The organism is Flavobacterium sp. MEB061 (assembly GCF_000834715.1).
In the GTDB taxonomy this organism is placed as follows: domain Bacteria; phylum Bacteroidota; class Bacteroidia; order Flavobacteriales; family Flavobacteriaceae; genus Flavobacterium; species Flavobacterium pectinovorum.
In genome coordinates this window covers 16,049-29,856 of record NZ_JXQR01000028.1, presented here as the reverse complement: position 1 = coordinate 29,856, position 13,808 = coordinate 16,049, and the positions used below count along the sequence as shown (strand labels likewise).

The 13,808-nt window shown below is 33.4% G+C and carries 10 protein-coding genes; 8 read left to right on the top strand and 2 right to left on the bottom strand.

Annotated elements, in window-relative coordinates; all coding sequences use genetic code 11:
- Window positions 1-106: 106 nt before the first annotated feature.
- From RT99_RS14635 to RT99_RS14610, 6 genes are all read left to right on the top strand, one after another.
- Window positions 107-1,741, top strand: a complete 1,635-nt coding sequence (locus RT99_RS14635; protein WP_042565505.1) for a hypothetical protein — start codon at window positions 107-109, stop codon at window positions 1,739-1,741.
- Window positions 1,741-2,742, top strand: coding sequence for a VWA domain-containing protein (locus tag RT99_RS14630; RefSeq protein WP_042565504.1), 1,002 nt, complete (start codon window positions 1,741-1,743; stop codon window positions 2,740-2,742). The genes RT99_RS14635 and RT99_RS14630 overlap by 1 nt, the downstream gene beginning before the upstream one ends.
- Before the next feature lie 138 nt (window positions 2,743-2,880).
- Complete coding sequence (locus RT99_RS14625) at window positions 2,881-3,915, top strand: VWA domain-containing protein (RefSeq protein WP_042565573.1); 1,035 nt, start codon at window positions 2,881-2,883, stop codon at window positions 3,913-3,915.
- A gap of 43 nt (window positions 3,916-3,958) precedes the next feature.
- Window positions 3,959-4,735, top strand: coding sequence for a tetratricopeptide repeat protein (locus RT99_RS14620; protein WP_042565503.1), 777 nt, complete (start codon window positions 3,959-3,961; stop codon window positions 4,733-4,735).
- Window positions 4,736-4,864: 129 nt separating this feature from the next.
- Window positions 4,865-6,613: a BatD family protein gene (locus RT99_RS14615; RefSeq protein ID WP_042565502.1), complete on the top strand. Its 1,749-nt coding sequence runs from the start codon at window positions 4,865-4,867 to the stop codon at window positions 6,611-6,613.
- Between the two features lie 106 nt (window positions 6,614-6,719).
- Window positions 6,720-7,466, top strand: coding sequence for a tetratricopeptide repeat protein (locus tag RT99_RS14610; RefSeq protein ID WP_042565501.1), 747 nt, complete (start codon window positions 6,720-6,722; stop codon window positions 7,464-7,466).
- Between the two features lie 206 nt (window positions 7,467-7,672).
- On the opposite strand, the gene RT99_RS14605 is transcribed toward RT99_RS14610, so the two are convergent.
- Window positions 7,673-8,242 (bottom strand): 5-formyltetrahydrofolate cyclo-ligase, encoded by a 570-nt coding sequence (locus RT99_RS14605; RefSeq protein ID WP_042565500.1) that lies wholly within the window; start codon window positions 8,240-8,242, stop codon window positions 7,673-7,675.
- Entirely contained in the window at window positions 8,229-9,215 is a 987-nt protein-coding gene (locus RT99_RS14600) for a succinylglutamate desuccinylase/aspartoacylase family protein (protein ID WP_042565499.1), read from the bottom strand. The genes RT99_RS14605 and RT99_RS14600 overlap by 14 nt, the downstream gene beginning before the upstream one ends.
- 136 nt (window positions 9,216-9,351) lie before the next feature.
- Here RT99_RS14600 and uvrC point away from each other — a divergent pair, with 136 nt between their 5' ends.
- Both uvrC and RT99_RS14590 read left to right on the top strand, forming a co-directional pair.
- Window positions 9,352-11,145 carry an excinuclease ABC subunit UvrC gene (uvrC, locus tag RT99_RS14595; protein ID WP_042565498.1) on the top strand — a complete coding sequence of 598 codons (1,794 nt, stop codon included), beginning with the start codon at window positions 9,352-9,354 and terminating at the stop codon, window positions 11,143-11,145.
- A 9-nt stretch (window positions 11,146-11,154) separates the two neighbouring features.
- A complete protein-coding gene (locus RT99_RS14590; protein ID WP_042565497.1) occupies window positions 11,155-13,431 on the top strand; it encodes a patatin-like phospholipase family protein in 2,277 nt (758 codons plus the stop codon).
- The last annotated feature ends 377 nt before the right edge of the window (window positions 13,432-13,808 follow it).

Genomic DNA, 13,808 nt, shown 5'->3' with positions numbered 1-13,808 from the left:
TAATATTATACACATAAAAAAATCCGCTTAAATCTGTGCCATCCGCGTCATCCGCGTTCCATATTTAAGCAATACGTTTTAGACTAAAATCTGAAAACAAAATCAAATGAAATTAAAGTTTTACATATTTTTATTTTTACTTTCCTCCTCTATTTTTGCGCAGCAAAAGCAGATCGAGACAAGCATTGATACTACAAAAAATAAAATTGGAGCTGAATTTAAGTTAACACTTAAAACAGTTGTGAGTTCAAAATCGAAAGTTGTTTTTCCTAAACTAAAAAACATTGGTCCGCTTGAAGTGATTCAATCCTATCCAATTGATACGGTTAAGAAAAATGATACTTATGAATTGATCAAAAAATATGGTTTAACGCAATTTGATTCAGGAAAATATACCATTCCGAGCATTAAAATTTTAATTGATAAAAAACCTTTTTCAACCGATTCAATTCGGGTTGAAGTTAACAATATCAAAGTAGACACATTACAGCAAAAAATGTACGACATCAAAGACATTACCGCTGTTGATAACGGTATTGGCGACTGGTGGATTTATATTTTACTAGTACTTGTTATTATCGGAATTGGTGTTTTTGTTTATTGGTTCGTCAAAAAACGTCAACAGAAAAAAATCGAAGAAGAAGTATATAAAACGCCGATTGAAAAAGCGACAAGTTTGCTAAACAATCTGGAGCAAAAAGAATTGGTTCAAAAAGGGGAAATTAAAGAATATTATAGTGAACTAACGGATATTGCACGTAATTATATTGAAGAAGCAATTCATATTCCGGCAATGGAAAGCACAACTTCTGAATTGATTCAGGCAATAAGACTTGCTTCTACCAAGAAGAAAATGACCTTAACGCCAGAAACAGTTGAAAATCTGGAACGTGTTTTACGTCAGGCCGATTTAGTGAAATTTGCTAAATCTAAACCACTTGATTTTGAAATTACAGATGACAGAAACAAAATACAGAAAGTAATTTTAACGCTGGATAACGCAATTCCAACTGAAGTACCTGAGGAAATAGAAGATCAGTTATTGAATGAAGCACAAAGACAAAAGCAAATTAAACTGCAATTACAGAAAAAGCGCAACAAACGTATTGCAATTGCCGTTGGTACAGTTGTCTTTTTATTGGCTGCAACAACAACTTTTTTCATTGCTACAAAAGGTTTCAAATATGTAAAAGATAATGTAATTGGTCATAAAACCAAAGAATTATTAGAAGGAGAATGGGTAAAAAGTGAATACGGAAATCCAGGTGTTTTAATCGAAACTCCAAAAGTTTTAAAACGTATGGATACTCAAAAAGTACTTCCAAAAGAGGCAATGGCCCTGATTAAGGAAATGCAGCTTTTTGCATACGGAAGCATGATTGATAATTTTTACATCACGGTTTCAACAAGTAAATTTAAAACTCCAACTGATATTGATTTAGCAAAAGCGCTGGAAGGAAGTTTGAAAATAATTGAAGCTCAGGGCGGTCATAATATCATTGTAAAACAAGAAGATTTTCAGACTAATGAAGGTGTTCAGGGAGTAAAAGGATACGGAACAATGACGCTTTTAAATCCGGTTGATAAAACAAGCGCAAAAGCATATTACGAGATTTTATTATTCAAGCAAGATCAGGGATTACAACAAATCATGATTTTGCACGAAGAAGGCGATACTTATGCAAACGATATTACAACCCGAATTTTAAATTCTGTTGAACTTAGAAAAGCGAGCAACTAATGAATAAAATAACTTTTTTAAATCCGGAATTTTTCTGGTTGTTTCTTTTAATTCCAATTGCAATTGCTTGGTTTTTCTGGAAACGCAACCAGCAATCGGCTACGTTAAAAATGAGTTCAACTCAGGGTTTTAAAAACAGCGAGTCATTTTGGACAAAACTAAAACCTTGTCTATACGTTTTTAGAATTATTGCTTTATGTTCTTTGATAATTGCATTAGCAAGACCAAGAACAGTAGACATCAGCAATCAAACTAAAACAACAAAAGGAATTGATATTGTAATAGCAATTGACGTTTCAGGAAGTATGCTTGCCAAAGATTTAAAGCCAAACCGCATGGAAGCTTTAAAAAGAGTGGCTGCAGATTTTGTTGAAGAAAGACCAAATGACAGAATCGGGTTGGTTTTATACGCTTCTGAAGCATATACAAAAACTCCGGTAACGAGCGATAAACCAATTATTCTGGAGGCGATAAAAGAAATCAAATACGATAATCTGTTACAAGACGGTACCGGAATTGGAATGGGATTGGCAACTGCCGTAAATCGCCTTAAAGACAGTAAAGCAAAAAGCAGAGTAGTCATTTTAATGACGGATGGTGTTAATAATGCCGGTTTTATCGAGCCGGAAACGGCTGCTGATATCGCTAAACAATATGGAATAAAAGTATACACAATTGGTTTGGGAAGTAACGGAATGGCATTGTCTCCATATGCATATGCACCAAATGGAGGATTTTTATTCAAAAATCAAAAAGTAGAAATCGACGAACAATTGATGAAAAGTATTGCCCGTAAAACTGACGGAACTTATTTTAGAGCAACAAGTAACGACAGGTTAGCGCAGATTTACAGCGCAATTAACAAATTAGAAACAACTGAAATCCAGGAATTAAAATTCTACGATTACGACGAAAAATACAGACCTTTTGTTTTACTCGCAGCATTTTTATTATTATTAGAAGTTGGTTTAAGAAATACAGTTTATAGAAGCTTTATTTAATTTTTTCAAAATTAAAAAATTACAATTTTTAAAATTCCAAATTCCAAATTGGATTGGGTTTTAAAAAAATGAAGTAGGCAAAAATTTGGAATTTGGAATTTATTCCCACAATAATTGGGATTGGAATTTAAAAATTATATGGAATTAGACGAAAAAAAATATTTATACCTTTTATTCTTACTGCCAATTGTGGTGTGTATTTTCTTTTTCAATTTGTATTGGAAAAGAAAAAAACAACGTGAATTTGGTGACATTGAAATGGTGAAAAAACTAAGCCCTGAAAGTTCTGTTTTTAAACCTGTATTGAAATTATCGGTTTTACTTTTGGCACTTGCTTGTATCATTATCGGATTGGTAAATCCGAAGATTGGGACTAAAATGGAAACCGTAAAACGTGAAGGTATTGATATTGTTTTTGCAGTCGACGTTTCTAAAAGTATGCTTGCAGAAGATGTTGCACCAAGCCGTTTAGAGAAAAGTAAACAATTGGTTTCGCAAATTATTAATAATCTTGGAAGCGACAGAATTGGAATCGTGGCTTATGCAGGAAGTGCGTTCCCGGTTTTACCAATTACATCAGATTATAGCGTTGCCAAAATGTTCCTGCAAAGTATGACTCCGGATATGGTTTCATCTCAAGGAACTTCGCTTGACGAGGCCATCAGATTATCATCTACTTATTTCGATGAAAAAAGCAAAACCAGTAAATTACTTATTTTGATTTCTGATGGAGAAGATCATTCTGAAGGCGCTTCTGCTGCTGCGGAAGAAGCCAATAAATTAGGAATGAAAATTATTACGATTGGTATTGGAACTGAAAAAGGAGGAACAATTCCGTTAAGAGAAAATGGTATAATAAGAAATTATCAAAAAGACCAAAACGGACAAACTGTTATTACAAAACTGAATCAGGAAGGCTTAAAATCAATCGCCAAAGCAACAAAAGGCGGTTATGTTTATGGCGGAAATACAAAAGAGGTTTTAGAATACATTAAAAATGCATTGAATAACATCCAGAAAACAGAATTTGAAGCTACGCAAATGGCCGATTTTCAATCGCAGTTTCAATGGTTTCTTGGTTTAGGATTCTTATTGTTATTTGTAGACATTTTCCTTTTGGAAAGAAAAACAAACTGGATTAAAGAGTTGAATTTATTTAACGAAAAGAAATAATTGTTTCTAATAAAATTTGAAACAAAAAAATAAAAACATTAGAATGAAAAATTTACTTCTTTATATTTTACTAACGGTTTCCTTGGCGGTTTCGGCTCAGGAAAAAGATAAAACATTGCCTGAAGGTAATGAAGAATATAAGCAGAATAAATTTGTTGATGCTGAGGCAAATTATAGAATTTCGGAATCAAAATTCGCAAAACGCGGTGTTGCTTCTTATAACTTAGGAAATACAATTTACAGACAAAATCAGGCGTCTGAAGCTAAATTGGCTTACGCTAAAGCAATTAAAAATTCCAAATCAAAATCTGACAAACATAAAGCCTATCATAACTTAGGAAATGTTTTTATGAAAGAGAAAGATTATACGCAGGCAGTTGAGGCTTACAAACAAGCATTGCGTAATGATCCGACGGATGATGAAACGCGTTACAACTATGCGTACGCTAAACAAAAACTAAAAGAAAATCCTCCGAAAAACGATAAAAACAAAGACAAGAATAAGGATAAGGACAAAGACAAGGATAAAAATAAAGATAAGGACAAGGACAAAGACAAAAATAAGGACAAGGATAAGGATAAAGACAAAAAAGACGACAAAGGAGATAAAGACAAGGACAAAAAAGATGGTAAAAATGATCCGAAAAAAGATGATAAATCAGACAACAACGGAGAACCAAAACCACAACCTGGCGGAATTTCAAAAGAGCGTGTTCAGAATTTATTAGATGCCGTAAACAACGAAGAAAAGAAAATTCAGGATAAAGTAAATGCTCAAAAAGTAAAAGGCAGTCCTAGAAAAACAGAAAAAGACTGGTAAAACAAAGTTGAATCGTTTAATCGTTGATTTGTTTAACTGTTAATTCGATTAAACAATAAAACGGTAAAAAAAACGATTAAACATATTAACAATTAAACGATTAAACCCCAAAACGATTAAACAATTTTAATGAAAAGATATTTAATTCTATTACTATTCACTTTTCAGGGGCTTATGGCTCAAGTTCAATTTGAAGCCAAAGTAAGCAAAAACACGCTTGGACTTAACGAAAGACTTCGTATTGACTTTATTATGAATGTTGATGGAGATAACTTTGACCAGCCAAATTTTGAAGGATTTAGAGTGGTTGCAGGTCCGAGTCAGCAAGTGAGTCAATCGTGGATAAACGGCCGAAGTTCTTTTCAAAAAATTTACTCTTATATTTTACAGCCTGCGCAAAAAGGCACAGTAACTATTAAACAGGCCACAATTGAGTTTAATGGTCAAATCTACAAAACAGCACCTATAAAAATTGTGGTTACCAATGCTGTTGCCGAGGAAAGAGATCCGAATGACAGACCACAAGGTTCTGGAAGCGAAACCTTAAATCTTGTTGCCGAAATTTCGAAAACAAGTCCATATTTGAACGAACCTATTACGGTAGTTTATAAATTGTACTTTAATAATATTGGTGTTACCGGTTTTAAAGAGCTGGCAAAACCAAAATACAATGATTTCTGGAATCAAAATATTGACATCAAACAATTAAAGATCGAAGAAGGAACTTATCAAGGTCAGAGATGTTATTTTGTGGTCTTGAAAAAAACGATCTTATACCCTCAAAAATCGGGGAGATTAACAATAGAACCGCTTTCATTAGATATTGGTGTTCAATTGCCAACAAATCGCCGCGATATGTTTGGGCAAATGATTTTATCTGATGATAATAAAATAGTTTCGGCCGGAGCAAAAACTATTAATGTAAGACCTCTTCCTGAAGCTACTAAACCGGAAGGATTTAGCGGAGCAGTTGGTAAATTTAATTTTACGGTTACACCTTCAAGAACAACTTTAAAAAGTGGCGAAAGTCTTGATTTATATGTAAGTGCCAGTGGAAGCGGAAACATGAAACTGTTTACTTTACCAAAACCGGTGGTGCCAAATGCACTTGAAATGTATGATCCTGTTCATGACGAAAAAGTAACCACAACATTGTCTGGAATGTCTGGAAAAATCTCAGACAAGTACACCATTATTCCGCAATACAAAGGGAAATATGCCATAAAAGCAATGCAGTTTTCTTATTTTGATTTGAATTCAGGTTCTTATAAAACCATAAATTCTCCGGAAATTATGATTGATGTTCTCGACGGACCAATGCAGGCGGAAGCAAATGCAACAGCAAGCGCATCTAAAAATGTGATTTCGAAAACAGAACAATTTAAATACATAAAATCAAAAACCAACTTAGTTTCGATTGCTAAAGATGATTTTTACGGTTCGAATTTATATTATACCCTATTGTTCCTGCCTTTCGTGATTTTACCCATTATTATCTTGGCTAAGAAGAAAAAAGAAGCTATTGATAGTGACGTTACCGGAAACAGAATCAAAATGAATAATAAACTGGCGAAGAAATATTTATCTGAAGCCAAGAAACAGCTTAACAATAAAGAGCCGTTTTATATCGCATTGGAAAAAGCAATGCACAATTTCCTGAAAGCGAAATTACATATTGAAACCTCAGAAATGAGCAAAGACAATATTCGCGAATTATTGTTGTCAAGAAATGCAAATCCGGAAACGGTTCAAAATTTTATTGTTTTGACAGAAAACTGCGAATTTGCGCGTTATGCTCCGGCTTCTAGCGCTTCGATTCAGCAGGATTATGATAAGGCCGTTTTGATTATTTCGGAATTGGAAAAGCAAATCGTTTAGTTTTTAACCGCGACGTTAATTTTACCGCAAAGTGCGCTAAGAAAAGTGATTTTGATTGCGTTGATTTTAAGTTCGCAAAGTTTAAAATCTTTTACATATTTAGAAAATGAAAAATATATTATATCTCTTTTTATTAATCTCTCAGGTTTTCTTTGCTCAAAACGGCTTTGAAAAAGGGAATGCTTTTTACCAAAAAGCGCAATATAAGGAAGCGGTTCAGGAGTACGAAAGCGTTATTAAAGAAGACAAACAGCAATCTGCTGAGTTGTATTTTAATTTGGCTAATTCTTATTATAAACTGAACAAAGTAGCGCCTTCTATTTACAATTATGAAAAAGCTTTGGTTTTAAAACCTAATGATGCTGAAATTTTAAACAACTTAAAATTTGCAAAAAAACTAACTATTGACGAAATAAAAGAAGTTCCAAAAGTAGGTTTCGCAAAACTGATTCAAAATTTTACAGGCATTTTTACCTATAATACCTGGGCGGTAATTTCTGTTGGAATTGCTTTTGCTTTCCTGCTAAGTTTTATTGGTTATTATTTTTCTCAGCTTACGGTTTCAAAAAGAATTTATTTCATCGGAATGTTTGTTCTTTTGGTTGCTTTACTATTAAGCATTGCAGCCGGAATGTCTGAAAAAGACCATTATGATAATGATCGCCCGGCAATTGTTTTTGCAGAAGTTAGCGAAGTAAGAAGCGAACCTCAAAAAGCAGGATCAGCTATTTTCTTATTACACGAAGGAGCAAAAGTTTACGTTACAGAAACTTTAGGCCAATGGAAAAAAATAGAATTAACAGACGGAACTGAAGGCTGGATTGATTCTTTGACCATTAAAGAAGTGAAGTAAAATTTTAAAAATTCAAATAAAATCCCGAAGCTTCGGGACCAAATTCCAAGTTAGTAACAATTGGAATTTGGGATTTTTTTTATTTTTTGATTCTTTATAGACCATCTATATCGTAGAGACGCACAGCAGTGCGTCTACACCCAGTATATCGACAAAGATTGCGTACACGCACTGCTGTGCGTCTCTACAAAACAATATGGTGAAAATTAAAATGTATATATTTTCTCAGGCGTAACGCAATAATCCAATTTTACATCTGATTCAAAAACATCATCGATTTGGTTTACGGCTTCAAAAAATGAAAGACCAATTTTGATGGTTTCCGGTTTGCATTCTGCCAGGAATTTATCGTAAAAACCTTTTCCGTAACCAATTCGGTTTCCAAAAATATCAAAAGCCAAAAGTGGTACAAAAACTACTTCAATAGTTTCAGATGGAACCGGCAAACCATTTACTGGTTCAGGAATATTGTATTCGTTTTTTTTGATTTTGGTATTATCTGTCAATAAAAAGTGAGACATCTTTCTGGTTTCAAAATCACTTTTTGAGATCACGATTTCTTTATCTTTTCCGGAAAGCAAATGCAAAACATATTCGGTATTGACTTCTTTTTGTTCTTCTATCGGTAAAAAAACATGGTAATAGGTTTTATCCCAAATAGGCAATTGCAGTAATTCATTGGCTACAGCCAGACTTTTTTCTTCAATTTCGTCAGGCGAAAGTGCTGCCCGAAGACTTTTATAATGTAATCGTAATTCTTTTTTATTCGTCGGCATCTTCTTCTCCTGGATTATTTTTAGAAATATGATAAATAGCATCGCCTTCATACACAATTGGCGAATGATTAGCATTAATGACATATCCTTCGTGCGGTGCTTTTACTTTTTGCTCGAATTTACCAAACGGATCTGTAATAATCGCCAAAATAGTTCCTTTGGTAACAAACTTGCCAATCAAATTATAATCATGCAATAAACCGGAGCATTTCGCACGCAGCCAAACTGAGTTTTTAATAAAAATCGAAGGGCTTTCTGGTTCTTCTACAATCTGAATTGGATCAAGCATTCCTAAATAATTCAGTAAACGCTTTACTCCCATCACACCTTCATTTGCAATAACATTATTGATATCTAATGATTTTCCGCCTTCAAAAAGCAACATTTTCACATTGGCTTTTTCTGATGTATTTCTGAAAGAACCACCAATATTTTTAGAATAAAGGGTAAAAGGCGCATTAAAAACATCTGCCAAAAGTTTTAATTCCTTGTTGTTTTCCGTGATTCTAATTTGCGGAGCATTAAATCTACTGGCACCTCCGGCATGAAAATCGACTGCGTAATCTATAATAGGCAAAATTTCGGCTACGATATGAAACGCAAAACGACTTGCTAACGAACCTTTTTTACTTCCTGGAAAAACACGATTTAAATCACGCCCGTCAGGAAACTCTCGCGATTTATTTACAAAACCATAAATATTGATAATCGGAATACAAATAATAGTACCGCGTGTTGGGCGATTTATTTTTTTGCTAATGATCTGACGCACAATTTCGACACCATTTATTTCGTCGCCGTGAATTCCTGCAGAGAATAAAACCACAGGGCCATCAAGCTTTGAGCGACGTACAATAATAGGAATATTTAGTTTTGTAGTCGTGTGTAATCGGGCAATTTCAACGTTGATTGTTTTATGTTCTCCTGGCAAAACCGGTTCGCCAAAAATAATCATGGGCTTGTTATTTTTCATATGAATTATAAAATCTAAATATAGAAATTATTCTTTTGATTTCGTAAATTTGGAACTAAATCAATGTTAAGCTTCAAATGAAAATCGGAATGGTTTTTGGAACGCTTTTCAGACATCTTCAGAAACAAAAAACAGAATGCAAAAACCGTCTTTAGAACTACAGATTCAAACCTTGCCGGACAATCCCGGTGTGTATCAATATTATGATAAAGACGATAAAATATTGTACGTTGGCAAAGCCAAAAATCTAAAAAAAAGGGTTTCTTCTTATTTTAATAAGATTCACGATACGCGAAAAACAAATGTGCTGGTTCGAAAAATTGTAACCATCAAACATATCGTTGTTCCTACAGAAACTGATGCGCTTTTATTAGAAAATAACCTGATCAAAACATTGCAGCCACGCTATAATGTGTTGTTGCGCGATGACAAAAGTTACCCGTGGATTTGCATTAAAAAAGAACCTTTTTCGAGAATATTCCTGACCCGAAGAATGGTCAAAGATGGGTCTGAATATTTTGGACCGTATACGAATTTTAAAATGGTGCATACAATTCTTGATTTAATCAAAGAATTGTATCCGTTAAGAACCTGCAATTACGATTTAAGTCAATCAAATATCAATTCGGGTAAATTTAAAGTTTGTCTTGAATATCATATTGGCAATTGCAAAGGCCCTTGCGAAGGTCATGAATCATTTGAAGATTATCAAAGACAAATTGATGCTATTCGCGAAATTCTGAAAGGAAATTTTAAAGAAAGCATGAAAGATTTTAAGCGTTTGATGAACGATTATGCGCAGAATCTACATTTTGAAGAAGCGCAGAAAATCAAAGAAAAAATAGAAATTCTTGAGAATTACCAGTCGAGATCAACAATTGTAAATCCGAAAATTACCAATATCGACGTGTTTTCGATTGTATCGGATGAAAGTGCGGCTTACGTGAATTTTTTACAAATTTCGCACGGTTCGATTATTCGTTCGCACACCATGGAAATCAAGAAAAAACTGGACGAAACCGATGAAGAATTATTGGAACTTGCGATTATAGAAATGCGCGAACGTTTTAATTTATTATCTAGAGAAGTAATTGTTCCGTTTGAAATTGATTTGGGAGAAAAAATAAAAACCACCGTTCCGCAGCTTGGTGACAAAAAACAGATTCTGGATTTATCAATCAGAAATGCTAAGTTTTACAGAATCGAACAACTGAAACAATTGCAAATTGTAGATCCTGACCGACATGTAAATCGTATTATGGCACAGATGCAAAAAGATTTGCGCCTGCCTGTAGAACCACGACATATTGAATGTTTTGATAACTCAAATATCCAGGGAACCAATCCCGTTGCGGCCTGCGTAGTTTTTAAAGATGGAAAAGCCAGTAAAAAAGATTATCGCCATTTTAACGTAAAAACCGTTGAAGGCCCTGACGATTTTGCATCGATGACCGAAATTGTGTATCGTCGTTACAAAAGATTACTGGATGAAAATGAACCGCTCCCGCAATTGATTATTATTGATGGAGGAAAAGGACAATTATCTGCTGCTTTAAAAAGTATTGACGATTTAGGTTTAAGAGGAAAAATTGCCATTATCGGGATTGCAAAACGTCTCGAAGAATTATTTTACCCGGGAGATTCCATTCCGTTATATTTAGATAAAAAATCTGAAACGTTAAAAGTAATTCAGCAGTTAAGAAATGAAGCGCACCGTTTCGGAATCACGTTTCATCGTGACAAACGAAGCAAAGCCGCGCTCAATTCTTCTGTAGAAAGCATACCGGGCATTGGCGAAAAAACGATGCTTACGTTAATACAACATTTCAAAAGTGTTAAAAGAGTAAAATTGGCTACCGAAAAAGAAATATCTGACGTTGTAGGAGTATCAAAAGCCAAAAAAATTGTCGACTTTTACAAAACCAACTAGTTATTTCTTATGCGCCCAATTCAGCTGTACATTACGAATACTTGTTCAAAACAATTTTTTTCCATTTCCAACTGGTTTGTTCAGTTGGTAGTTCTCGTATTTTTATTTTTTAATTCGCAACAAACATTTTCGCAGGAACAACAAGACAGCGTAAAAAGACCCAAAATAGGTTTGGTTTTAAGTGGCGGCGGTGCCAAAGGATTTGCACATATTGGAGTTTTAAAAGTTTTGGAAGAAGCCGGAATCAAAATCGATTATATTGGCGGAACCAGTATGGGATCTATAATTGGCGGACTTTATGCTTCTGGCTACAACGCCTCTCAAATTGATTCTATTTTCAAAAAAACCAATTTTGACGAATTGATAAACGATTATATTCCGCGTTCGTCCAAAAACTTTTATGGCAAAAAAAATGATGAATTGTATGCCATTGTTTTACCTTTTAGTAATTTCAGAGTTGGTATTCCCGAAGCACTTTCAAAGGGAATGTATAATTATAATTTATTAAGCAGTTTAACCCGAAATGTTAGGCATGTTCGCGATTTTAACAAATTGCCAACTCCGTTTTTATGTATTGGTACAAACATCGAAACCGGTGAAGAAGTTTTACTAAACAAAGGCAATCTTGTTCAGGCAATGATGGCCAGCGCGGCTTTTCCTTCCCTCTTTACTCCGGTAGAAATCGACGGAAAATTATTGGTTGATGGTGGAGTGGTTAATAATTATCCTATAAAAGAAGTTCGTAATCTTGGTGCAGACATTATAATTGGTGTTGATGTTCAGGATGATTTACTAAACCGAAAAAGCCTAAAAAATGCAACGAGAATTTTGGTACAAATCACCAATCTTCAGTCGATTGACAAAATGAAAAACAAAATCAAAGACACCGATGTTTACATAAAACCCGACATTCGTGATTATGGCGTAATTTCATTTGATAAAGGCGAAGAAATAATAAGAAAAGGTGAAGAAGCTGCTTTTGCTGTTTACGAAAAAATCAAAGCTCTGACAAACGAAACTACTTTTTATAAAAAACCAAAGCTAAAAATAAGCTCTGACACTATTCAAATTAAAAAAATAAACAGCGATAAATTAGACAATTATACTAAAGAATATATTCGCGGGAAACTTCGTTTTAAACCCGAAAGTACTATTACTTATGATGATTTAAAAGCCGGAATGAACAATTTGGATGCGACACAAAACTTTAGTGCGATTTCTTATTGTTTACAACCAAATGGAAATGAGGATGATTTAGATTTGGTATTAAGAGAAAATCCAACGCAAACGTATTTGAAATTGGGTTTGCATTATGATGGACTTTATAAAAGCGGAATTTTATTAAATCTTACACATAAAAAAACATTTTTGAAAAATGATGTAACTTCTTTAGACATTATTTTAGGAGATAATTTTAGATATGATCTTAATTATTATGTTGAAAATGGTTTTAATATAAGTTTTGGATTTCGTTCGAGATTAAATCAATTTAATCGAAATGTGACCAATAGTTTCAGCAGTTTAATTACAGAAAGTCCGGGAAATTTAATTAACGTTGACTTTATGGACGTTACGAATCAGGCTTATTTTCAAACTATTTTTGTGCAAAAATTTTTAATGGGCGGCGGGTTTGAATATAAATACTTGAAAATAAATTCGCCAACACTTTCTAATGAAGATAACATCATCGAAAAAAGCAGTTATTTTAGTGTTTTCGGGTATTTAAAATACGATTCTTTAGATAATAAAAGTTTCCCTCACTCGGGAATATATTTTTCGACAGATGTGCAAACCTATTTGGCATCTTCAGATTATACACGAAAATTCAAACCTTTTTCTACAGCAAAGGCAGAAATTGCTTTTGTTGACAGATTATTCAAAAAAGCTACTTTTAAAATCGAAGCCGATGCCGGATTTAATATTGGCAGTGACAGCGTTCCTTTTTTTGATTATATATTAGGTGGATATGGATATAATAAGATCAACAATTTTAATTATTTCTACGGATATGATTTTTTAAGTATTGCCGGAAACAGTTATATAAAAACAGCATTGACGCTTGATTATGAAATATTGAAAAAAAATCACGTTAATATTTCTGCTAATTATGCCAATCTTGGTGATGATATTTTTACGACTGTTGATTGGGTTTCTATGCCAAAATATTCTGGTTATGCTATAGGCTACGGTTTGGAAACAATTATAGGACCAATCGAAATTAAGCATTCGTGGTCGCCGGAAATGTCAAAAAGTTTTACCTGGTTTAGTATCGGATTTTTGTTCTAATCTCAATTCTTTAAATTTTGTGGAAAAACGTAATTATTTAACCGCAAAGTCCGCAAAGTTTTTTAAAATATTTTAAGTTTTGTCAAAATGCAAAGCTCGCAAAGCTAAATCAATACAAAGCTTTGCGAACTTTCCCTTCTTTATAAAACCTAATAGTAAAAAACTTTGCGGACTTTGCGGTTAAATTTTTTGCTTTTCAAATTTGCTTTAATTGAGAAAAAATTGAATTATTTTGCAACTATATCGTTGTAATGTCAAAAATTTTAGATTAATTTGCGGTTATTAAATGGTATGATTTATAATTTAAATCAATAAAAATTACGACATTTGTTATAATGAAAACAAAATGGACAGGTTTATTAGAATATCTTCAATTC

Coding starts and splice junctions, on each gene's coding strand:
- RT99_RS14590 (WP_042565497.1), top strand. CDS start 11,155: ATGCGCCCAATTCAGCTGTACATTACGAATACTTGTTCAAAACAATTT.
- RT99_RS14630 (WP_042565504.1), top strand. CDS start 1,741: ATGAATAAAATAACTTTTTTAAATCCGGAATTTTTCTGGTTGTTTCTT.
- RT99_RS14615 (WP_042565502.1), top strand. CDS start 4,865: ATGAAAAGATATTTAATTCTATTACTATTCACTTTTCAGGGGCTTATG.
- RT99_RS14635 (WP_042565505.1), top strand. CDS start 107: ATGAAATTAAAGTTTTACATATTTTTATTTTTACTTTCCTCCTCTATT.
- RT99_RS14625 (WP_042565573.1), top strand. CDS start 2,881: ATGGAATTAGACGAAAAAAAATATTTATACCTTTTATTCTTACTGCCA.
- RT99_RS14610 (WP_042565501.1), top strand. CDS start 6,720: ATGAAAAATATATTATATCTCTTTTTATTAATCTCTCAGGTTTTCTTT.
- uvrC (WP_042565498.1), top strand. CDS start 9,352: ATGCAAAAACCGTCTTTAGAACTACAGATTCAAACCTTGCCGGACAAT.
- RT99_RS14605 (WP_042565500.1), bottom strand. CDS start 8,242: ATGCCGACGAATAAAAAAGAATTACGATTACATTATAAAAGTCTTCGG.
- RT99_RS14620 (WP_042565503.1), top strand. CDS start 3,959: ATGAAAAATTTACTTCTTTATATTTTACTAACGGTTTCCTTGGCGGTT.
- RT99_RS14600 (WP_042565499.1), bottom strand. CDS start 9,215: ATGAAAAATAACAAGCCCATGATTATTTTTGGCGAACCGGTTTTGCCA.